Origin of the sequence: Pseudomonas sp. StFLB209 (genome assembly GCF_000829415.1) — a bacterium.
In the GTDB taxonomy this organism is placed as follows: domain Bacteria; phylum Pseudomonadota; class Gammaproteobacteria; order Pseudomonadales; family Pseudomonadaceae; genus Aquipseudomonas.
In genome coordinates this window covers 2903826-2924761 of record NZ_AP014637.1, presented here as the reverse complement: position 1 = coordinate 2924761, position 20936 = coordinate 2903826, and the positions used below count along the sequence as shown (strand labels likewise).

At 61.8% G+C, this 20936-nt stretch carries 19 protein-coding genes; 9 read left to right on the top strand and 10 right to left on the bottom strand.

Going from position 1 to position 20936, the window contains the following annotated elements:
* The first annotated feature begins 85 nt into the window (after nt 1-85).
* Nucleotides 86-421 (top strand): hypothetical protein, encoded by a 336-nt coding sequence (locus PSCI_RS13200; RefSeq protein ID WP_045487432.1) that lies wholly within the window; start codon nt 86-88, stop codon nt 419-421.
* Between the two features lie 14 nt (nt 422-435).
* On the opposite strand, the gene hrpB is transcribed toward PSCI_RS13200, so the two are convergent.
* Nucleotides 436-2958, bottom strand: coding sequence for an ATP-dependent helicase HrpB (gene hrpB, locus PSCI_RS13195; RefSeq protein ID WP_045487429.1), 2523 nt, complete (start codon nt 2956-2958; stop codon nt 436-438).
* Nucleotides 2959-3009: 51 nt separating this feature from the next.
* A complete protein-coding gene (locus tag PSCI_RS13190; protein ID WP_045494246.1) occupies nt 3010-3318 on the bottom strand; it encodes a DUF7693 family protein in 309 nt (102 codons plus the stop codon).
* 127 nt (nt 3319-3445) lie between these two features.
* On the opposite strand from PSCI_RS13190, the gene PSCI_RS13185 reads away from it, so the two are divergent.
* Nucleotides 3446-3865, top strand: a complete 420-nt coding sequence (locus PSCI_RS13185) for a hypothetical protein (protein WP_045487426.1) — start codon at nt 3446-3448, stop codon at nt 3863-3865.
* Nucleotides 3866-3895: 30 nt separating this feature from the next.
* Nucleotides 3896-4789: a cation diffusion facilitator family transporter gene (locus PSCI_RS13180; protein ID WP_045487423.1), complete on the top strand. Its 894-nt coding sequence runs from the start codon at nt 3896-3898 to the stop codon at nt 4787-4789.
* Between the two features lie 9 nt (nt 4790-4798).
* Here PSCI_RS13180 and PSCI_RS29595 read toward each other — a convergent pair whose 3' ends face one another.
* Nucleotides 4799-5914: a DUF6515 family protein gene (locus PSCI_RS29595; RefSeq protein ID WP_177328606.1), complete on the bottom strand. Its 1116-nt coding sequence runs from the start codon at nt 5912-5914 to the stop codon at nt 4799-4801.
* 442 nt (nt 5915-6356) lie between these two features.
* On the opposite strand from PSCI_RS29595, the gene PSCI_RS13165 reads away from it, so the two are divergent.
* Nucleotides 6357-6836 carry an Lrp/AsnC family transcriptional regulator gene (locus tag PSCI_RS13165; RefSeq protein WP_045487421.1) on the top strand — a complete coding sequence of 160 codons (480 nt, stop codon included), beginning with the start codon at nt 6357-6359 and terminating at the stop codon, nt 6834-6836.
* 38 nt (nt 6837-6874) lie between these two features.
* On the opposite strand, the gene PSCI_RS13160 is transcribed toward PSCI_RS13165, so the two are convergent.
* The 4 genes from PSCI_RS13160 to PSCI_RS13145 all read right to left on the bottom strand — a co-directional run bounded on the left by PSCI_RS13160 (nt 6875) and on the right by PSCI_RS13145 (nt 12856).
* Complete coding sequence (locus PSCI_RS13160; RefSeq protein ID WP_045487419.1) at nt 6875-7525, bottom strand: pseudouridine synthase; 651 nt, start codon at nt 7523-7525, stop codon at nt 6875-6877.
* A gap of 93 nt (nt 7526-7618) precedes the next feature.
* Nucleotides 7619-9115, bottom strand: a complete 1497-nt coding sequence (gene amn / locus PSCI_RS13155) for an AMP nucleosidase (RefSeq protein ID WP_162484334.1) — start codon at nt 9113-9115, stop codon at nt 7619-7621.
* Between the two features lie 18 nt (nt 9116-9133).
* A complete protein-coding gene (locus PSCI_RS13150; RefSeq protein ID WP_045487415.1) occupies nt 9134-10783 on the bottom strand; it encodes an acyl-CoA dehydrogenase family protein in 1650 nt (549 codons plus the stop codon).
* Between the two features lie 48 nt (nt 10784-10831).
* On the bottom strand, nt 10832-12856 hold the full coding sequence (locus tag PSCI_RS13145; RefSeq protein WP_052483396.1) for a sensor histidine kinase: 2025 nt from the start codon (nt 12854-12856) through the stop codon (nt 10832-10834).
* Nucleotides 12857-13159: 303 nt separating this feature from the next.
* Between PSCI_RS13145 and PSCI_RS13140 the strand changes: the two genes are divergently transcribed.
* Both PSCI_RS13140 and thiE read left to right on the top strand, forming a co-directional pair.
* Nucleotides 13160-13960, top strand: coding sequence for a hydroxymethylpyrimidine/phosphomethylpyrimidine kinase (locus tag PSCI_RS13140; RefSeq protein ID WP_045494237.1), 801 nt, complete (start codon nt 13160-13162; stop codon nt 13958-13960).
* Entirely contained in the window at nt 13957-14595 is a 639-nt protein-coding gene (gene thiE, locus PSCI_RS13135; protein ID WP_045487413.1) for a thiamine phosphate synthase, read from the top strand. The genes PSCI_RS13140 and thiE overlap by 4 nt, the downstream gene beginning before the upstream one ends.
* Nucleotides 14596-14734: 139 nt before the next feature.
* On the opposite strand, the gene PSCI_RS13130 is transcribed toward thiE, so the two are convergent.
* Together PSCI_RS13130 and PSCI_RS13125 are read right to left on the bottom strand one after the other, a co-directional pair.
* Nucleotides 14735-15232 carry a methylated-DNA--[protein]-cysteine S-methyltransferase gene (locus PSCI_RS13130; RefSeq protein WP_045487410.1) on the bottom strand — a complete coding sequence of 166 codons (498 nt, stop codon included), beginning with the start codon at nt 15230-15232 and terminating at the stop codon, nt 14735-14737.
* Nucleotides 15229-16674: a DNA-3-methyladenine glycosylase 2 family protein gene (locus PSCI_RS13125; protein ID WP_045487407.1), complete on the bottom strand. Its 1446-nt coding sequence runs from the start codon at nt 16672-16674 to the stop codon at nt 15229-15231. The genes PSCI_RS13130 and PSCI_RS13125 overlap by 4 nt, the downstream gene beginning before the upstream one ends.
* A 148-nt stretch (nt 16675-16822) precedes the next feature.
* On the opposite strand from PSCI_RS13125, the gene hemL reads away from it, so the two are divergent.
* Nucleotides 16823-18106 (top strand): glutamate-1-semialdehyde 2,1-aminomutase, encoded by a 1284-nt coding sequence (gene hemL, locus PSCI_RS13120; protein WP_045487405.1) that lies wholly within the window; start codon nt 16823-16825, stop codon nt 18104-18106.
* A gap of 215 nt (nt 18107-18321) precedes the next feature.
* Nucleotides 18322-18873, top strand: coding sequence for a tetratricopeptide repeat protein (locus tag PSCI_RS13115; protein ID WP_045487403.1), 552 nt, complete (start codon nt 18322-18324; stop codon nt 18871-18873).
* Nucleotides 18874-18876: 3 nt separating this feature from the next.
* Here PSCI_RS13115 and PSCI_RS13110 read toward each other — a convergent pair whose 3' ends face one another.
* Complete coding sequence (locus PSCI_RS13110) at nt 18877-19203, bottom strand: DUF1820 family protein (protein WP_045487401.1); 327 nt, start codon at nt 19201-19203, stop codon at nt 18877-18879.
* A gap of 130 nt (nt 19204-19333) precedes the next feature.
* Between PSCI_RS13110 and miaB the strand changes: the two genes are divergently transcribed.
* Complete coding sequence (gene miaB / locus PSCI_RS13105; protein ID WP_045487398.1) at nt 19334-20662, top strand: tRNA (N6-isopentenyl adenosine(37)-C2)-methylthiotransferase MiaB; 1329 nt, start codon at nt 19334-19336, stop codon at nt 20660-20662.
* Nucleotides 20663-20936: the final 274 nt, after the last annotated feature.

The following is a 20936-nucleotide window of genomic DNA, read 5'->3' as shown; positions in this document are numbered from 1 at the left end:
CCTTTACCGACTCTGTACCAGGATTTACGCCAACCCGGTGTCTCATGGATACATGGCGAATACATTTGCCGCCTGAGGAGACATCATGTTTTCGAAGATCACCAAAATCCTGATGCTGTCCGCCAGCCTGCTGGTGGCCGGTACCGCCAGCGCCGCAGATCGTAACGTGATCGTGCCCGTGCTGGCCGGTGCGGCGGTCGGTGCAGTAGCGGCCACGCTCATTGCCCGCAACGACCGCGATGATGATCGTCATCGTTATTATCGTAAGCCGCCACGTGAATACCGCGAATACCGCCACTATCGCCGGCATCACCCGCCCGTGCAGTACGTGCCGGTGCGGCCATACTATGAACAGCGTCACTATGCGCCACCACCACCGCACTACTACCGTCATGATCGCTACGACCGGCATCGCTGGTAAATGATGCCCAACCATTAACCCTTGCGCGGTTTGGCCCGGGCCGTGGCTTCGGCTACCAACGGGTCATCCGGCCAGTAATGCTTGGGGTAGCGCCCCTTGAGATCCTTTTTCACCTCGGCATAGGTGCTGCGCCAGAAGTTGGCCAGGTCCTGGGTCACCTGCACCGGACGTCGCGCCGGTGACAACAAGTGCAACTTGACGATCTGCCGACCGTTGGCGATGCGCGGGGTGTCGGACAGACCGAACAGTTCTTGCAGACGCACCGCGAGAATCGGCGGCTGCTCGCTGTAGTCCAGCCGGATCGACGAACCGGACGGCACCTGAATATGCTGCGGGGCCAGTTCGTCGAGGCGTTGCGGCAGCGGCCAGGGCAACAGGTTGCGCAACATCGACGACAGGTCCAGTTGGGCGAAGTGGCTCAGGCGGCTGACCTTGCCCAGATACGGCAACAGCCACTGCTCCAGATTGTCACGCAGGGCGCTGTCGCTGACATCCGGCCATTCGCTGCTGACCTGTTGCTGCGCATCCAGCTCACGCAACAGCATCACCCGCGCCTGCCACTGGCGCAGTTCCGGGGTCCAGCCCAGCAACTCCAGGCCCTTGCGCCGTACCAGCCCCAGCAACGCCTGGCCTCGTGCAGCATCGTCCAGCTTCGGCAGCGGTTCACTGCTGAGCACCAGTTCACCGACCTTGCGTTGGCGCTCAGCACGCAGTACGCCTTCGCGCTCGTCCCAATCCAGATAATCGATGGCCAGCACCTGTTCGGCCAGCACACTGTCGAACAGTGCCGGGTCAAGATCGGCGGCCAGATAAATGCGCTCCTCGCGCTGCCCCTGGCGGCTGCCGAGGTCCGCGACGACCAGCCATTCATGCTTCATCAGCGCATCGGTTTCACTGAACAACGCCGCCCGACCATTGGCCAGACGATACTCCGCGCCGCCATCGCGGCGCTGGCGGGCGACCCGGTCCGGATAGGCCAAAGCCAGCAAAGCTCCCAGCCAGCGCGGGTGGTCAGGGTCAACAACCGCCTGGCCCGCTTTGCCGCGCAGGTAACCACGATACTGGCGGGAAAGTTGCCGGGCACGCTGCACGCCACCCTGGGCATTGCGCTGGGCTTTTTGTTCACCCGACAGCAGCACCAGACGACTGTGCACATCGGCCCCGGCGCCGCGCAGAATGTCGCGTTCGCCCAACAGCGCGGCTACATCACAAGCCATGTTTGCCAGTCCAAGCTCCTGGCCGCGCAATAGCAGATGGGCAATGCGCGGATGCGCCGGCATTTCGGCCATGGCCTGGCCATGCGTCGACAAACGACCATCGGCTTGCAGCGCGCCGAGACGCTGCAACAGATCGCGAGCCTGGGCAATCGCGGCCGCTGGGGGCAGGTCCAGCCACTGCAACTGCTCCGGGGTCACGCCCCAGCGCGCCAGTTGCAGGGCCAGCCCGGCCAGGTCGGCCTGCAGAATCTCCGCACTGCCGTAGCCAGCCAGTTGTTCATGCTGCGCTTCGGACCACAACCGATAGCAAACGCCCGGCTCCAGACGTCCGGCCCGACCGGTACGCTGGGTCGCGCTGGCCCGGGAGATGCGCTGGGTGTCCAGCCGGGTCATGCCGCTGCCGGGGTCGAAGCGCGGTACCCGGGCCAGCCCTGCATCGATCACCACCCGCACGCCGTCGATGGTCAGGCTGGTCTCGGCAATATTGGTCGCCAGCACCACCTTGCGACTACCCGCAGGTGCAGGATCTATGGCCGCGCGCTGGGCATTGAGATCCAGCTCACCATGCAAGGGACACAGCACAATGTCGCGACGCTCACCCAAGGCATCGGCCAGTTGTTGATGCACCCGGCGAATCTCCGCCTGGCCGGGCAGGAACACCAGCAGGCTGCCGGTCTCGTTGCCCAGCGCATCCAGCACGGTCTGCACCACTCGTGGCTCGACAAACTCACCGGGTTGAAACGGCCGCCCCCATTGAATGTCCACCGGGAACATACGCCCTTCACTGCTGACCACCGGCGCGTCGTCGAGCAACGCCGACAGCCGCTCGCCTTCCAGGGTCGCGGACATCAGCAGGATTTTCAGCGGCGGGTCATCACGCAACAGCTCACGGCCATTGAGACTCAGCGCCAAGGCCAGGTCGGCATCCAGACTGCGCTCGTGAAATTCGTCGAAAATCAGCAAACCCACGCCTTCCAGCGCCGGATCATCCTGCAAACGACGGGTCAGGATACCTTCGGTGACCACCTCGATACGGGTGTTGGGCCCGACCTTGCTGTCCAACCGAATCCGATAACCGACCGTCTCGCCGACCTTCTCGCCCAGTTCACTGGCCAGCCGCTCGGCCGCCGCCCGAGCCGCCAGCCGCCGGGGCTCGAGCATCAGAATGGTCTGCCCGGCCAGCCAGGGCTCGTTGAGCAACGCCAACGGCACACGTGTGGTCTTGCCGGCGCCGGGTGGGGCTTCAAGAACCGCTTCGTGGCGGGTAGACAATGCCTGGCGCAGAGCAGGCAATACGGCGTCGATGGGCAGGGAAATCATGGGCACTCCAAAGCTGGGCGGGCAGTATAGCGGCCACGTATGGATACCCGCTCAGAGGTTTTTCAGCGCGCGCTCCAGTTGCGAATGTTCCCAGCCACTGAGGAATGCGGCCGGGTCAGTGCCGCAGCGATGCCAATGCTGCAAAGAACCCTCACGACCATCCGGCGCCATGCAGTATTCACAACACAAGGGGCTACCCTCCTCATTGCGCAGGGTCAGTTGCCAGCCGTCAATCTCGGCACGGATGGTAAGCAGGTCAGTTTTGCAGACTGATAAAACAACAAGCTGACGCACACCCTGGGCCACATCTTTGAGAACTTGATAAACCTCCCGCGCCGACAATGGCATTTGTTCGCTCATTTTCATCTCGTGTTCAATAAGATACGGGCATTATGCCGGTATGGCTGCCGAACCAGTGCCTGGCCAGACAGTCTTAGCCTCGCGGTCTTTGCCTTGTATAGTTGCCACTTTTCTACAGGAGTTTCCCATGCGCATTCCTTCCCGATTGATCGGTGGCGTTCTGGCTGCCGCTTTGGTGACCCAATTGTCGGCCTGCGGCAGTATTTTCTATCCTGATCGCCGTGGGCAGATCGAAGGCAAGATCGACCCGGCGATTGCCGTGCTCGATGCCCTGGGTCTGCTGTTCTACGTGATTCCAGGGGTGATCGCACTGGGCGTGGACTTCGCCACCGGCGCCATTTACTACGGCCCGAATGAACAGGCGCAGGTCGATCCGCAGAAGCTGCAACCTGCGGTGCAGGCTGACGGCAGTGTCGATACCCAAAAGCTGCAAGTCATTCTGGAAAGCGAACTGGGCCGCAAAGTGCCGCTGGATGATCCGCGCCTGATCCAGAGCAAGGGCAGCTTCGAGCAACTGGCAAGCCTGGGCCTGAAACCTGCTGCCTGAAGCCCCACGGCATGACCCCAAGGAGGTTGAGTGAGCCGTAACACCGAACATGCACGCCTGCTGCGCCTGGCGACCCGGGCTTCGCTGGCCGTGGCGCTGGTGCTGATCGTTGCCAAGGGTGTGGCCTGGTGGCTGAGCGGCTCGCTGGCCCTGCTGGCCGGCCTCACCGACTCGTTGCTCGATGGCGCAGCTTCGCTGCTCAACCTGCTGGCGGTCCATTACGCGCTGCGCCCGGCCGATGAAGATCACCGCTATGGTCACGGCAAGGCCCAGGCGTTGTCGGGCATGGCCCAGGCGTTGTTCATCAGTGTCAGTGGTGTGTTGATCGGCATGCAGGCCATCGAGCGTATCCAGAATCCTGAACCGCTGATGTCGCAGTGGCCGGGAATCATCGTGACCCTGTTGGCGCTGGCCCTGACAGTCGCGCTGCTCAGCTTTCAGAGCCGGGTAATCAAAGTCACCGGCTCCAGCGCGATCAAGGCTGATTCGCTGCATTATCGCTCCGATCTGCTCCTCAATCTGAGCATCTTGCTGGCGCTGGCACTCAGTGCGCTAGGTTGGCCGCAAGCCGATGCCTGGTTCGGTCTGGGGATTGCCGGTTACATCGTCTGGAGCGCGCTACAGATCGCTCGCGAGACCTTCTCGGTGCTGATGGATCAGGAACTGCCGCCGGATGTCAGCGCGCACATGCTGGAGCTGGCCTGCACGGTGCCCGGCGTGTTGGGCGCCCATGACCTGCGCACGCGCGTTTCCGGGCAAGTGTGGTTCGTGCAGGTGCATCTGGAGTTACCCGGCTCGCTCACCTTGTCGGTAGCGCATGAGCTATGCGACCTTGCGGCGGCAACCATTACCGCCCAGTATCCGCAGGCCGAGGTACTGGTGCACGCCGACCCGCAGGAAGTGGTGAAGCAAGCTCCAGCCTGATGGTCTAGGCTACTGGACGCTGTAACCACGCTCATACAGACACGCGCCCATCGCGCGACGGTAGGTGTCCACTACCTGCTCCGAAGGCTGATAGGTCACGTTCGCCGGGTCGAAGCCACTCTGGTCAACGGCCTGGCGGTAGCATTGGTAACGATCGAATTCGACCTGCTCGGCGGTCTGCCCGGCAATCGGCGAGAACTGCGGATCATAGCTGTTGTTGCCTGGCACCGGCTGGGCATAGCCCTGCGGCGGGCTGACCACTTCATAATCCTGGCTGTCGGCCTGCCAGGCATAGTAAGTACCAGCCGCCATAAACAGCAGCGAACCACCGATCCAGACCTCGCGGGTGTAGTCCGGCAGGCTGCGGACCCGGACACCGTAAGGCGGGGTCACCACCACGTAGCGTGAATCCTGCGGGCGATACCAGTAACCACCGGAATAGAAGTAATCCTGACCACGCCACGGAATGCGCGCATAGCCTTGCGGTGCGCGGTCGAAGTGCTGGCCCGGACGATAGCGCGGCCCCGCCCCCCAGCCATCGCCGCGTCCGTCGGGGCGACCGGCCCAATTGTCACGAGGGCGCTGGTCACGCGGCAGGTCGCGGTAGTAACCCTGGCGCGGTGGCTGAGTCTGCCATACCTGGTCCGGGCGGCCCTGGATCGGCAGATTGTTCTGTTGCTGACGCAGTTGCTGGCGCTGCTGGTTCTGCTGTTCCTGAATCTGGCGCTGCTGCTCGCGTTGCTGCTGGTAGAGCTGCTGCTGTTGCTGGCGCTCGACATTACGCATCTGGTTCTGTTGCTGCTGGATCTGCTGATCTTGCTGGCGCTCAGCCTGGCGCTGCTGGTTGTACTGCTCCTGAAGCTGGCGCTGTTGCTGCTGTTGTTGCTGGTAGATCTGCTGCTGTTGCTGACGCTCGGCATTGCGCATCTGGTTCTGTTGCTGCTGGATCTGCCGATCCTGCTGCAACTCAGCCTGGCGACGCTGGTTCTGCTGATTGTGTTGCGCCCCACCATCGCGCAACTCGTCCAGCGGCGAGCCTGCACGGCGCTCGTCGGCCAGGCTCTGGGCACTGAAGCCAAGGCACAGCAGACCGGAAATCGCTAACTGCCAGAGACTGGATGTCATGCTTTGTTCACCAGAAATGTCACGTTTATAAAAGTAAGACTGCGCAGCCATGGCGCTGTTCGTCGCACTTTAGCAGAGCCAGAAAATAAAAAAGGGGGCCAGATGGCCCCCTTGGGATACGTCGTCCTGGCTCGACGCTTGTGGCGCCGGCTCACTTCATACCGTCTTCTGGACAGTATGCAGCCCGGGGGCCGGGTCCACCCTGTTGGGTGGCGGGCCGCCGCTCATCTGATTCGACGAGCGGCTGTGGACGCTGGGTCCGGGCAGTGATTGGGAGCAGCTCTAAAAATCACTCAGGTTTTTAGAAGTGCCCAGCTGTGAAAAATAATAAACCCGACCACGCGGCAGATGATTGCTAATATTGCTCAATAAATCATTACTTGCGCAATTTTTCACTTATAGAAAATAATTATGCGCAATTGAACTCGTAAAGGTAAACATCGTGAGCAAGCTCGATAGATATGACCTGAGCATTTTGGCTGAACTGCAGCGCGATGCGCGCATCTCCAACCAGGAGTTGGCCGAACGCATCGGCCTGTCGCCCTCGCCTTGTTCGCGCCGGGTCAAACAGCTCGAAGACGACGGCTATATCGTGCGCCAGGTCGCGTTGCTGGACCGCAAGAAGCTTGGTCTGAGCCTGACCGCCTATGTGCTGATCGGCATGGACCGGCATACCCCAGAGCGATTCGAGAACTTCGAACAGCATATCCGCAACCTGCCTCAGGTTCTGGAATGCAGCCTGGTGACCGGGATGGACGCCGATTACCAACTCAAAGTGGTGGTGCCAGACATGGATCACTACCAGAAGCTGCTGCTCGGCCACCTGACCCGTATCGAAGGGGTCACCAGCGTCAAATCCAGCTTTGTCCTCAATCAGGTGCTGGCCAGCACCGAAATGCCGCTTGCCCATTTGCGCAACTGATGCGGTACGAATGATCAGGCCTGGCGTTTTCCTGAAGCCTACAGCTCAAAGCTCTCCAGCTCGCGAAACTGCCCCTGTTCCAACCCGTCCAGGCTCCACGGTCCAATCCTGACCCGCACCAGCCGCAGGGTCGGCAAACCGACTGCGGCGGTCATGCGCCGCACCTGGCGGTTGCGGCCCTCTTTGATTATCAGTTCCAGCCAGCGCGTGGGAATACTCTGACGAAACCGCACCGGCGGATTGCGCGGCCATAGCTGAGGCTCTTCGATGGCCCGCGCCTCAGCCGGCAGGGTCGGGCCGTCATTGAGGGTTACCCCGTCACGCAGCTGCTGCAACTGGGCTTCGCTGGGTTCACCTTCGACCTGTACCCAATAGGTTTTAGCCAGCTTGTGCTTAGGGTCAGCAATGCGCGCCTGAAGCTGGCCGTCATTGGTCAGCAACAACAGACCTTCGCTGTCACGGTCCAGACGCCCGGCCGCGTACACACCTGGAATATCGATGAAGTCCTTGAGCGTGGCGCGGCCTTGATCGTCATTGAACTGGGTCAGTACATCGAACGGTTTGTTGAACAGAACCAGCTTCGGCTCGGCCGGGCGCGGCTTGGCGACACGCCGGGGCGCGCCGCTTTTGCCCTGTGCAGGGCGCCGGGAGGCGGAAGGTTTGGCTGGAGGGCGTGGAGTGCGGGACATGAATCTGGCCAGAAAAACAAAGCGCCACTTTAGCAGATTGACCCGAGCCGCCTGAAAAAACCGCCCGGCAGGAACCGCCGGGCGGCATCCGGCTCAACGGAACGGTGGCTCGTCGAAGCTGCGCAGTTTGCGCGAGTGCAGCGAGTTGAGCTCGGCACGCAACAGGTCCAGCGCGGCGATGCCGATTTTCAGATGCTGGCTGACCGCCCGGTTGTAGAAGGCGTTGGCCGAGCCCGGCAGCTTGATCTCGCTGTGCAGCGGTTTGTCCGAGACGCACAGCAGCGTGCCGTAGGGCACCCGCAGGCGATAACCCTGAGCGGCGATGGTGCCGCTTTCCATGTCGACAGCCACCGCGCGGGACAGGTTGATCAAAGGTCGCTCCTGCGCCCAGGCCAGCTCCCAGTTACGGTCGTCGTAGGTCAGTACCGTGCCGGTGCGCAGGCGTTTTTTGAGTTCTTCACCCCGCTCACCGGTCACCTGCGCGGCAGCTTCCTGCAAGGCCAGTTGCACCTCGGCCAGCGCCGGAATCGGAATGTGCGGCGGCAGCACCCGGTCGAGAATCCCGTCACGGCGCATATAAGCGTGGGCCAGCACGTAATCGCCAATGGTCTGCGACTGACGCAGGCCGCCGCAGTGGCCGATCATCAGCCAGCAATGCGGACGCAATACTGCCAGGTGGTCGGTGATGTTCTTGGCGTTGGACGGGCCGACGCCGATATTGACCAGGGTTACGCCATTGCCGTCTTCGGCCACCAGATGGTAAGCCGGCATCTGATAGCGATGCCAGACCACACTGGCCACCACACTCTGCGCCTCCTCGGCGTCCATGCTCTTGTCGACGATGACATTACCCGGCAGTACCAGACGCACGAAACGTGGGTCGTCACGCAGGACTTCCAGGCCATGCAAGATGAACTGGTCGACATAGCGGTGGTAGTTGGTCAGCAGAATCCAGGGCTGCACATGGCGCCAGTCACTGCCGGTGTAATGCACCAGCCGGCGCAGGGAAAAGTCGGTACGGGCGGCATCGAACAGCGCCAACGGTAGCGGGTCGGCGTTGGCCCAATCGTGCAGGCCGTCAGCGATACCGTCGGTGGTGGCCGACAGGTCGGTGCTGGGGAACACTCGCGCCAGCGCCGCAGCGGTCACGCCGGTGCCGGCCAGCTCATCACCCTGCTCGACCACGTAGGGGTACGGGATGGTCTTGTCACTCAGGCCGACTTCCAGCGTCACATTGAAGTCGCGGATCAGCGGCTTGAGCTGTTCGAGCAGGTATTTGCGAAACGCCGCCGGCTGGGTCACGGTCACACTGTAGGTGCCCGGCAACTGGACCTTGGCGTAGGCACGGGTGGTGCTCGGCACCTCACCATGGACGACATAGGTCAGGCGCAGTTCGGGGTAGCGAAACAGCGCGCGCTGCTGCTCATCAGGCTCGATGCGGTCTTTCAGATAGCGCTTGAGGGCCTGATTCAGTGCGCCGGTGGCACGCTCATGCAGGGCGGCCAACTGTTCGACGGCTTGTTCGGCGGTTTCAACGACAACAAAAGCTTGGGTCACGGTGCGGGTCCTGTATGACGTGCAGAACTGCATCCTGATAGGTTCGGCTGCTTATGTCACCTGCGGCGATGCACGAGCCAGCAAAGTTTCACAGTCCACCCCTCTGGGCAGCCCGCCATAGACCCTGGCCGGTGCGCGCAGGCGAGCGGCAATAAAGGCATCGCTGACGGCACTGACTCCGGCATCGAGCAACAGCCGGGCCTGCAGGGCCACGGCAATGTCTTCGGTCAGTTGCCGCGCGCGGTACGCCAGCTCTTCGCCATCGGCCAGGTCATCCTTGAGCTGGCGGACATGCCGCGCCAGGTCAGCATCGCCCCGGCCGTCGTCGAGCTCATCAAGCAAGGCGTCGATGATGCCCGGCTCACGGGACAGAGCGCGCAGCACATCCAGGCACTGCACGTTACCGGAACCCTCCCAGATCGAATTGACCGGTGCCTCGCGGTACAACCGCGGCAGGATGCTGTCTTCGATATAGCCGGCCCCACCCAGGCATTCGGCAGCCTCGTTGATCATCGCCGGCGCCCGTTTGCAGATCCAGTATTTGCCAACTGCGGTAACCAGCCGAATGAAGCGGGCCTGATGGCTGTCGTCGGCGTGATCCAGCGCGTGCCCCATGCGCAGCGTGAGGGCCAGCGCAGCCTCGCTTTCCAGGGCCAGGTCAGCCAGCACATTCTGCATCAGCGGCTGCTCGCCGAGCAGTTGACCACCGACCTTGCGATGCGCACAGTGATGAGTGGCCTGGGTCAGCGCCTGACGCATCAGCGCGCTGGAGCCGATCATGCAGTCATAGCGGGTCATGGCGACCATCTCGATGATGGTTGCCACACCCCGACCCTCTTCACCCAGCATCCAGGCCAGCGCGCCACGAAACTCCACTTCGCAGGACGCGTTGGAGCGGTTGCCCAGCTTGTTTTTCAGACGCTGGATCTGGAAGGCATTGAGGGTGTCGTCCGGCCGATGACGCGGCAACAGAAAGCAACTGAGCCCTTTATCGGTCTGCGCCAGCGTCAGGAAGGCATCGCACATCGGTGCCGAGCAGAACCACTTGTGGCCGACCAGTTCATAGGCCTGGCCCGCCCCGCCTGCACCAAGCGCAAAGGCACGGGTGGTGTTGGCGCGCACATCGGTCCCGCCCTGCTTCTCGGTCATCGCCATGCCGATGGTCACACCGGCCTTGTGGGCCATGCCGACATTGCGCGGGTCGTATTGTGTAGCAAGGATCTTCGGCAACCAGGCTTGCGCCAGCTCCGGCTGCACACTGATGGCCGGTACGCTGGCAAAGGTCATGGTCAATGGGCAGCCGCTGCCCGGCTCGGCCTGGGTGTGCAAATAACTCAAGGCCGCACGCGCCACATGGGCGCCTGGCTGCGGATCGCGCCAAGGCAAGGACGGGATACCATGCTCGATGGCGGTTCTCATCAACAGATGCCAGGCGGGATGGAACTCGATCAGGTCGATACGGTGGCCGTAGCGGTCGTGGCTGTGAAACTGCGGCGGGTGCTGATTGGCCAGAAAACCGGCTTCCATCAACGGTCCGCCGGCCAGTGCGCCGTAAGCATCAAGCCGCCGGTCCGCCCAGCCGCCGCCGAAATGCCCGACCCAGGCTTGCAGAGCCAGGTCGCAGCGGTACAGATTGAGGCCATCAAGCGGCGGTGGCTGGTTGGTGACTTCGTGGGTGCTGGCCTGTGAGTAAAGATTCATCAAACGCCTCCTCTCTGTCAGTGAACAGAATCAGGAACAGCCAGTGAATCACGCACCCCGCATCTTAAACAGCGCCATATTGGACGAATTGTCGGCGTTTTTGCCCTGACGCGCGCCAGCGGTCGTCAGCGACTGCGCCTGCAAAGGCAGGCTCAGGCAGAACCGGCTGCCGCGTCCGGGCTCGGAGTGATGACTGAGGCTGCCACCGAGCAGCTCGATCAGCTGCCGGCAGATCGCCAGGCCAATCCCCAGGCCGCCATATTCCCGGGTCATCGAGCTGTCAGCCTGGAAAAATCGTTGATACAGCACCGCATCATTCAGGCGGCTAAAGCCGATCCCGGTATCGATGACCTCAATGCGCAGGGTGAAATGGTCTGCTTCGCGGCGCATGCCATCCATCCGCAAGGTCACGGTGCCGTGGCGGGTGAACTTGATCGCGTTGTCCATCAGGCACTCAATGCACTGATACAGCTTTTCGGCATCGCCGCGCAGCAACCGCGGTACGAAGGGGTCCACTTCAAACGACAGACGCAGCCCCTTGGCCTGCGCAGGGCCGATGAAGCGCTGATGCAACCGATGCGTCAACACCGGTAACTCGAACGGCCCGCACTCGGCATGCAGCACCCCGGCTTGCAGCTCGGTGAGGGTCAGGATGCCATTGATCATGCGCATCATGTCCTGAGCCGAGGCCGAGGCGGTCTGCTGATACATCGACACTTCGCCATCCAGCGGCACGGTCTGCATCAGGTCCAGCGAACCGATAATGCCATTCATCGGCGTGCGCAACTCATGGGTCAGGGTGGCCAGAAACTCATCCTTGAGCCGGTTGCTGGTCGCCAGTTGCTGGTTCAGACGCTCCAGGTCCCGCCCCGCCTCGAGCAGGGTACGGGCCTGCAATTCGCGGGCGTAGTTGATCCGGTCGGCCAGCGCCAGTGACAGCAGCGCGACCTCGATCACCGAGCCGATCTGGCTGGCGTACATGGTCAGGAAGGTATTGGGCAAATAACCGAGCAACATCACCGCGTTAACCAGACCACCGAGCAAAAATGCCGACCAGGCCAGCAAAAAGTAACGCGCCACCCGCACGCCTCGCAGCCAGGCGGTAATCCCGGTGGTGAACACCACCACGGTGAAGACCAGCACCAGCAGGGTGACCATCCGCAGCGCCAGGCCATAATCGGCAAACAGTGCAAGGGCGATCACCAGCACCGCACTGCCCATCACCCACAACAACAGATTATCGACCCAGCGGCCAAGCAACGGGCTTTGCAGAAAGCTGCGGGTGAACTGGCTGGCGAACAGCACCGAGGCGCCGATCAGAAAAGGCGTGGCGGCGTTGGCCCACCATGGGCTGTCGGGCCACAGGTATTCGATGGCGGCGCCATTGATCGATACCTGGTACAGCCCGAACGACGCGATATACAGGATGTAATACAGATAGCTGGTGTCACGCACACTGACATAGATGAACAAGTTATAGACCAGCATGCCCAGCAACACGCCGTAGATCAGCCCGAGCACATAGATGCGCGCGGGCTGTTCTTCGAGATAGGCATGGCTGGACCACAGGTTCAGCGGCGCCTGGACCGAGCCATTGCTTGCCACGCGAACATAGGCAGTCATGGTCTGACCGGGCTTGAGCGGCAGTTCGAACAGGTAGTTGTTCTGGCGAATCTGGCGGCTGGCAAAGGGCAGCATGTCGCCGGTTTTCCAGGCCATCTGCTGTTCGCCCTGAGCATCGATCAGATAGACATCGACATGGTCCATCGGCGGATAGGCCAGTTCCAGAAGCCAGTCGGAGTGCTGCTGCGCATCACGCGGGACGTACGACAGGTCAATTTTCATCCAGAACGCCGAGCGGGAATAACCGGCATTGAGCGTCGGCTCACCCAGGGGGCGAAACGCTGAGGCCATCTCGGCACTGCTGATCTGTTTGATGTCAGCCTGACCACTGGCATCTTCCAACACCTGAGTCCAGCGGCCCAGAGAAAGGCTGCGGGTGCTCTCGTCAAACTCGACGGCGCCGGCCAGTAACGGCAGGCAGGCAACCAGCATTATCAGCAAATAGCGCATGAAAGCCCCAAGGTAGTCCGTCGCGGTTCATCGGTCCATGAAGCGACGCCCTGCAGTAGTTTCATCCGTGAAGCAGGCTGAATGATTCCATAAAAGCGGTGAGGCAACCGACGCGCATCTACCAGATGCAAACCCTGGCGTCGTTGGTATGCCAAATGTCTAGACAGCCAAGCATAGCTGTTAATCGTCACAGAGTGTGTTCCCGTTTCAGCACAAATCGCATTTGCGGGGTGACCTGCAGCCACGAAAATTCCATACCACCAGCAACAGCGCCAGGAGGGTTTGATGATAAGCTCGCGCACCATGAACACTATCTATAGCACCCGCCCCGTAGTTCTCTGCCTGTCCGGCCATGACCCCAGTGGTGGCGCCGGCCTGCAGGCCGATATCGAAGCCCTGCTTGCCCAGGGCTGCCATGCTGCCCCGGCCGTGACGGCCCTGACCGTGCAAGACACGGTAGACGTCAGCGACTTCCGCGTTCTGGATCGTGACTGGGTGCTCGCCCAGGCCAACGCCGTGCTCAATGACTCGCCGGTGGCCGCCGTCAAACTGGGCATGCTCGGTTCTACCGAGATGGTCGATACCGTCGTTGCGCTGCTCAGCGCCCACCCTCACCTGCCTCTGGTCTGCGACCCGGTGCTGCGCGCTGGCGGCGGTGGCCGGCTGGGCAAGGATGAAGTCGGCTTTGCCATGCGCGAGCGACTGCTGCCGATCGCCACCATCGCCACGCCCAACCTGCCCGAAGCGCGGATTCTTGCGGAGTTGCCCGAGGGCACAGCCGATGAGTGCGCCGAACGCCTGCTGCCGTTCTGTGAACATTTGCTGATTACCGGCGGGCATGGCGACGAGCAACAAGTGCATAACCGCCTGTACAGCCGTAGCGGCACATCGCATACCTTCACCTGCCAGCGTCTGCCAGGCAGCTATCACGGTTCAGGCTGCACCCTGGCAAGTGCCCTGGCCGGCCGGCTGGCCCAGGGTCAGGAACTGGTCAGCGCTGTCCAATCAGCCCTGGACTACACCTGGCGCACCCTGCGCGACGCCGATCAGCTGGGTCGCGGACAGTTTGTCCCGCGCCGCCTGCCGCTGGATTTCTGCTCATGAGCCGGCCTTCAAAACTGCGCGGCCTGTACGCGATCACCGACGGCCAGTTGCTGGCCGGCAGGTTCCTGGCATATGTCGAAGCCGCACTGGACGGTGGCGTCACGCTCTTGCAGTACCGCGACAAGAGCCAGGACGAGTCACGCCGCCTGCGCGAAGCCAGTGAGCTGCTGAAGCTCTGCGAACGCTACAAGACCCAATTGATCATCAACGATGACGCTGAACTGGCGGCGCGCCTGGGTGTGGGTGTGCACCTGGGCCAGACCGACGGTTCGCTGTCGGGCGCCCGCGCCCTGCTGGGTCACCAGGCCATCGTCGGTGCAACCTGTCATGGGCGCCTTGAACTGGCCGAACAGGCCAAAGCTGACGGGGCCAGCTACGTGGCCTTTGGACGCTTTTTCAACTCGCTGACCAAGCCTGATGCTCCGGCAGTGCCCTTGCAGTTGCTGGAGCAGGTCCGTGCCAAAATCAACCTGCCCATTGCGGTGATCGGCGGCATTACCCTGGACAACGCCGCGCCACTGATCGAGCACGGTGCCGACCTGCTGGCGGTGGTCAACGGCCTGTTCGGCGCCGACAGCACGGCCGAAGTCACCCGTCGCGCACGGGCGTTCAACGATTTGCTGGCCCGCACCTGACAGGCCGTTAAAAAACGTAGGCGAGAAAGCGCAGTTTACGAGCAGTAAATGAGCATTTTGAGCCGGTTTTTAACGCAGCAATGGCGCGCGTAGTGCCGTAGGCGCCCAGCCAGCAGGTAGTTTTTCAACAGCCTGCTGATCAAATGAGCCTGAAGCCGCTGCCGGCTTCCAGGCTCAGCAGCGCCCGCTTGCGTTCCACGCCACCGGCATAGCCGGTCAGGTCGCCGGCCGCACCGACCACCCGATGACACGGCACGATGATTGAAATCGGATTACGCCCATTGGCGGTGCCAACCGCACGCGAATGCCCGGCGCTGAGCCCCATTTTTTTTGCCATCGCCCCGTAGGACAGCAGTTCGCCATAGGGAATACGCGCCAGTTCCTGCCAGACCTGTTCCTGAAACGGCGTACCGCGAGCGCGCAGGGGCAGCTCGAACACCTGCCGTTCACCGCTAAAGAACTCCTGCAATTGCTCGCGGGCCATGGCAATGATGCGCGGCAATGCGCCGTCGTCCGGCATCACCAGCAGTTCGGGGTAGTGCTTCTGACCAACAAAGAACACGCCGGTCAATGCGTCGTCTTCGGCGCGCAGCACGATATCGCCCAACGGGCTGACAAACAGATAACCCGGTTTCATCGTTTTGCCTCCTCACTCAACCGCCACAGATGCACCACCGCATACGCGCGCCAGGGAGCCCAGCGGCTGGCGTAGTCATCGAGTTGCGCGGCAGTGGCGCAACCCAGGTATTTTTTCAGCACCGCATCACCCTGCGGGAACGCATTGGGCCAGCCCAGCGCCCGCATGGCAATGTATTGCACGGTCCACTCGCCAATCCCGCGGATCTGCCGCAACGCGGCCAGGGTCGGCTGCAACGGCACCAGTGGCTCCAGCACAATGGCGCCTGCCGTCACTTGCCTGGCGACCTCGATGATCGCTTCGGCACGGATACCGATCAGCCCACAATCGATCAGCGCCTGCGATTGCAACCCGGCAATCACTGGCGCAGCCGCAAAGGCATGGCGCAGCCCGGCAGGCGCGCCCGCCACCGGGGTGCCATAGCGCTCGGCGATGCGACCGAGAATCTGCCGCGCCCGCAGCACCGAAATCTGCTGGCCCACCACCGCACGCACGGCAATCTCGAAACCGTCGAACGTCCCCGGCACGCGCATGCCCGGCAAACCATCGACCAGCGTGCCGAGGTGTTCATCGACCAGATCGGGTCGGCAGCCGGTATCGAACACCCGACGAACCAGCCCCAACACCTGAACGATGGCCGGTTGTAATGAGCTGGAGACCTCGACTTGCAGGGCATGGCGCTTGCCGACATGACTGACATTGATCCAGCCTGCCAGGCGTGTGCCGCCCTGCTCGACCTCGATCAGTCGGCTATAACGCTCTGGCTCGACACTCTCGACCCCGGCAATGCAGCGCTGCGCCAGAAAAGCCAGCACCCCTCGCCAGGCGAAAGGCGGCCGGTAGGCCAGTTCGAAACGCAGGCCCTGGGTCAGTGATGCCTGGCGCGTCTTGCGCAGCCGCGATGGGTTAAGGCCGTAGCGCGCCAGAAACACATCATTGAAGCGCCGCACACTGCCAAACCCCGAAGCCAGGGCCACCTCGGCCATGGGCAGGCCAGTGTCAGTCAGCAGCCGCTTGGCGGTCAGCAGCTTCTGGGTCTGGGCATAGCCGACCAGCCCCACACCGAATTCGGCCTCGAAGATCCGCCGCAGATGCCGGGCCGTCACCCCGACCCGCTGCGCCAGATCCTCCAGGCTGCGACCATTGAGGTAGCCTTGCTCGATCAGGCGCGCCGCGGCCTGCGCCAGATGTCCGGAAACATCCAATGCCGCGTGCCCTGGGGCCAGTTCGGGACGACAGCGCAGGCATGGCCGATAACCGGCCTGCTCAGCCGCCGCTGCACTGCTATAGAAGGTGCAATTGCTGGCCAGCGGTGCGCGCACCGGGCAGACCGGCCGGCAGTAGATACCGGTCGACGAGACGCCCATGAAAAACCAGCCATCGAAGCGACGGTCACGGGCCACGAAGGCGGCATAGCAGGTTTGCGGATCGAGTCTGTTCATGGGCCGACTGTAACCCTGTGCCGGGCGAAAGTCTGGCTGAAATCGGACATCGACAACCGGGCTGCCGAGGCATTTGTTATAGTGCCACCTCTTGCGCCACCAGCACTGGCGCAAACCCGATTTCCGTTTCAAAAGCAGAGACCCGATCATGTCCCGTTCCGAAACATTGTTCGCCAATGCCCAAAAACACATCCCCGGAGGCGTCAACTCTCCGGTGCGAGCGTTCAAGAGCGTGGGCGGCACGCCGCTGTTCTTCAAACATGCTGCGGGCGCCTATGTAACGGACGAAGACGACAAACGCTATGTCGATTACGTGGGTTCCTGGGGGCCGATGATTCTTGGTCACAGCCATCCGGAGGTGCTCGATGCAGTGCGCAGCCAGTTGGAGCACGGCCTGTCCTATGGCGCGCCGACCGCCATGGAAACCGAAATGGCCGACCTGGTGTGCAGCCTGGTACCGTCCATGGAAATGGTGCGCATGGTCAGCTCGGGCACCGAGGCGACCATGAGCGCCATTCGCCTGGCCCGCGGCTACACCGGCCGCGACAGCATCATCAAGTTCGAAGGCTGCTATCACGGTCACTCCGACAGCCTGCTGGTCAAGGCCGGTTCCGGCGCGCTGACCCTCGGCGTGCCAAGCTCACCCGGCGTACCGGCGGCGTTCGCCAAACACACCCTGACCCTGCCATTCAACGACCTGTCGGCTGCCCGCCAGATGCTGGCCGAAGTGGGTCAGGAAGTGGCATGCATCATCGTCGAGCCGGTGGCCGGCAACATGAACTGCGTACCGCCAGCGCCAGGCTACCTGCAAGGCCTGCGTGACCTGTGCGATGAGCACGGCGTGGTGCTGATCTTCGACGAAGTGATGACCGGCTTCCGGGTCGCCCTGGGCGGCGCGCAGGCTTACTACGAGGTGACTCCGGACCTGTCGACATTCGGCAAGATCATTGGCGGCGGCATGCCGGTGGGCTGCTTCGGCGGCAAGCGCGAAATCATGTCGCACATCGCACCGCTGGGCCCGGTCTATCAGGCCGGTACCCTGTCGGGCAACCCGCTGGCGATGGCCGCCGGCCTGACCACCCTGCGCCTGATCAGCCGCCCGGGCTTTCATGACGAACTTGAAGCCTTCACCGGCCGTCTGCTCGCCGGTCTGCAGGCGCGTGCCGATGCCGCCGGTATTGCCTTCACCACCACTCAGGCCGGTGGCATGTTCGGCCTGTACTTCACTGAACTGAAAGACATCGTGACCTTTCAGGACGTGATGAGCAGCGATGCCGAACGCTTCAAGCGCTTCTTCCACCTGATGCTCGACGGCGGCGTGTACCTGGCGCCAAGTGCCTTCGAGGCCGGTTTCACCTCCATCGCCCACGGCGAAGCCGAGCTGCAACTGACCCTGGATGCGGCTGAAAAGGCGTTTGCAGCGCTGAAATAATCCATCGGCCAGCCCTGATCACTCATCAGGGCTGGCACCGGCTTAGTGCTTTACCCTCTAAAAACAAGCGTTTTAAAAGCCGTGCAGCAGAAAAACCGTAAACACTTTGTAAGGTTGCCTCAGCTTATTTCATAATGCGCGCCAGCACCTTTCGCTGTACGGGCCCAGCCCGCACCTTTTTCGCCCGCACCTTATCCAGAGGTAAGTCGACTCCCATGAACCGCACCGGCCGCACCCTTGCATTGGGCTGCCTGTTGCTTATCTTTCCCCTGCTGGCCCACGCCGCAGGTGGCAACTCGCTGCTGATTCCAGCGATGGGTCGTTGCACCCTCAATACACTGCCGGAAAACCTGCCCGACGCCCTGGCGGCGTGCAAACAGGCCGCACAGTCCGGGGATGCACAGGCGCAATACGAGTTGGGCGAGTTCTACTACGAGGGCAAACAGACATCTCGCGATCTGGCGCAGGCACTTGATTACTTCGAGAAAGCGTCGCTGCAGGGTCATGCCCAGGCGCAATACCGGCTGGGTTCGATGTTCGCGGCCGGCGAAGGCGTGCCGATGAACAACATCCAGGCTTACGTGATTCTGAAGATGGCGGCGGTCAACGGCGCAGAAGATGCCCTTGACGCAGCTGACGAAGTCTCGGCAAAGATGCAGCGCAGCGAGCTGGAGGCCGCCACCCAGGTACTCGGGCAGATCTTCCGCAAGTACCTTCTGGAGTTGCAGACAGCCGAAGGGCGGACGCCGTTCTCGCCGCTGCCTTAAGCATTATTTCTCCGGCATCGGTACCGGAAACGGCATTACATTGCCGGTGCCTTTCGCCTCACTGATCTTCGGCGTGCCCATCCGCTCGACCTCGTCGATGCGCACGATCGAATGCATCGGCACAAAACTGCGCACCACGCCCTCGAATTGCGCCTTGAGCTTTTCTTCACTGGGGTCGACGACCACGGTGGTTCGCTCGCCAAAGACAAACTCTTCCACCTCAAGAAATCCCCACAGATCACTCTGATAGATCTGCTTGGCGTACATTTCGAACACCTGGCCCTGGTTGAGGAAGATCACTTTGTAGATGGGAGATTCACGTTTGGTCATGGTTGCGGCAAGGATCGCTTGGCAGAAAAAAGGCCGAAACTATAGCACGTCGCTCAGACCGGCAACGCTAGAAGACCGCACAGTTCATCCCTATAATGCGCGGTTCTTTGAATCAGCAGATTATTTGAGCATGGCCAAGAAGCTTTATATCGAAACCCACGGTTGCCAGATGAACGAGTACGACAGCTCGCGCATGGTCGACCTGCTGGGCGAGCATCAAGCCCTGGAAGTCACCGCACGCGCCGAAGATGCCGACGTGATTCTGCTCAATACCTGCTCGATCCGCGAACGCGCCCAGGATCGGGTGTATTCCCAGTTGGGCCGCTGGCGCGAACTGAAGCTGGCCAACCCGGAAATGGTCATTGCTGTCGGCGGCTGTGTCGCCAGCCAGGAAGGCGCGGCCATCCGCGACCGGGCCCCTTATGTCGACGTGGTGTTTGGTCCACAGACCCTGCACCGCCTGCCGGAAATGATCGACGCCGCACGGGTCAGCCGCGAACCGCAGGTTGACGTTTCGTTCCCGGAAATCGAAAAGTTCGACCATTTGCCCGAGCCGCGGGTCGATGGCCCGACCGCTTATGTGTCGGTCATGGAAGGCTGCAGCAAGTACTGTACGTTCTGTGTAGTGCCCTATACCCGTGGCGAGGAAGTCAGCCGACCGTTCGATGACGTGATTGGTGAAGTCATTCACCTGGCCGAGAACGGTGTGCGCGAAGTCACCTTGCTGGGCCAGAACGTCAACGGTTATCGCAGCACCAACCCGGACGGCAGCGTGGCCGATCTGGCCGACCTGATTCGTGTGGTCGCAGCGATCGACGGCATCGACCGGATTCGCTACACCACTTCGCACCCGCTGGAGTTCTCCGACAGCCTGATCCAGGCCCACGCCGAGGTGCCGGAGCTGGTCAAACACCTGCACCTGCCGGTGCAGTCAGGCTCTGACCGGGTTCTGGCGGCGATGAAGCGCAACCATACTGTGCTGGAGTACAAGTCGCGGTTGCGCAAGCTCAAGGCGGCGGTGCCAGACATTTGCATCAGTTCGGACTTCATCATTGGTTTTCCTGGCGAAACCGAGAAAGACTTCGAGAACACCATGAAGCTGGTTCAGGATGTAGGCTTCGATTTCTCGTTCTCGTTCATCTACAGCCCGCGCCCTGGTACGCCGGCCGCAGACCTGAAGGACGAAACCCCGGAAGAGGTGAAGAAGCAGCGGCTTAATGCCTTGCAGCACCGCCTGAATCAGCAGGGCTTTGAGATCAGCCGACAAATGGTCGGCAGCACCCAGCGGATTCTGGTGACCGATTACTCCAGGAAGGATCCGGGGCAGTTGCAGGGGCGTACCGAGAACAATCGCATCGTCAACTTTACGTGTGATAACCCGCGGTTGATCGGGCATTTTGTCGATGTGCATATTGATGATGCGCAGCCGCACTCGTTGCGTGGGTCGTTGTTGCAGTAAGGCAACTATCGGGCTTGGCTAGCCCCCGTGGGAGGGAGCTTTGCTCGCGACAGGGCCAGTAAAGCCGGTGCATTTGCGCGGGCCTCACCAGAGCAGTCGCCAGCAAAGCTGCCTCCCACAGGACCGTGTTGTCCTTGACTGATCGGCATTACCCTGTAGGGGCGACCTCGGCCTGGGCAGATCACCCCGCTCGCTGCCAACCAATTACAAGTCAGAGCTTTCCCACAGCGAACACTGGGGTTATTCTTCAGTTCAATTCAACAGCCGTCGGGCG

Coding starts and splice junctions, on each gene's coding strand:
- PSCI_RS13150 (WP_045487415.1), bottom strand. CDS start 10,783: ATGAATCTTTACTCACAGGCCAGCACCCACGAAGTCACCAACCAGCCA.
- thiE (WP_045487413.1), top strand. CDS start 13,957: ATGAGCCGGCCTTCAAAACTGCGCGGCCTGTACGCGATCACCGACGGC.
- PSCI_RS13145 (WP_052483396.1), bottom strand. CDS start 12,856: ATGCGCTATTTGCTGATAATGCTGGTTGCCTGCCTGCCGTTACTGGCC.
- PSCI_RS13160 (WP_045487419.1), bottom strand. CDS start 7,525: ATGTCCCGCACTCCACGCCCTCCAGCCAAACCTTCCGCCTCCCGGCGC.
- hrpB (WP_045487429.1), bottom strand. CDS start 2,958: ATGATTTCCCTGCCCATCGACGCCGTATTGCCTGCTCTGCGCCAGGCA.
- PSCI_RS13190 (WP_045494246.1), bottom strand. CDS start 3,318: ATGAGCGAACAAATGCCATTGTCGGCGCGGGAGGTTTATCAAGTTCTC.
- PSCI_RS13115 (WP_045487403.1), top strand. CDS start 18,322: ATGAACCGCACCGGCCGCACCCTTGCATTGGGCTGCCTGTTGCTTATC.
- PSCI_RS13140 (WP_045494237.1), top strand. CDS start 13,160: ATGAACACTATCTATAGCACCCGCCCCGTAGTTCTCTGCCTGTCCGGC.
- PSCI_RS13110 (WP_045487401.1), bottom strand. CDS start 19,203: ATGACCAAACGTGAATCTCCCATCTACAAAGTGATCTTCCTCAACCAG.
- PSCI_RS13185 (WP_045487426.1), top strand. CDS start 3,446: ATGCGCATTCCTTCCCGATTGATCGGTGGCGTTCTGGCTGCCGCTTTG.
- PSCI_RS13200 (WP_045487432.1), top strand. CDS start 86: ATGTTTTCGAAGATCACCAAAATCCTGATGCTGTCCGCCAGCCTGCTG.
- PSCI_RS13125 (WP_045487407.1), bottom strand. CDS start 16,674: ATGAACAGACTCGATCCGCAAACCTGCTATGCCGCCTTCGTGGCCCGT.
- miaB (WP_045487398.1), top strand. CDS start 19,334: ATGGCCAAGAAGCTTTATATCGAAACCCACGGTTGCCAGATGAACGAG.
- hemL (WP_045487405.1), top strand. CDS start 16,823: ATGTCCCGTTCCGAAACATTGTTCGCCAATGCCCAAAAACACATCCCC.
- PSCI_RS29595 (WP_177328606.1), bottom strand. CDS start 5,914: ATGACATCCAGTCTCTGGCAGTTAGCGATTTCCGGTCTGCTGTGCCTT.
- amn (WP_162484334.1), bottom strand. CDS start 9,115: ATGCAGTTCTGCACGTCATACAGGACCCGCACCGTGACCCAAGCTTTT.
- PSCI_RS13130 (WP_045487410.1), bottom strand. CDS start 15,232: ATGAAACCGGGTTATCTGTTTGTCAGCCCGTTGGGCGATATCGTGCTG.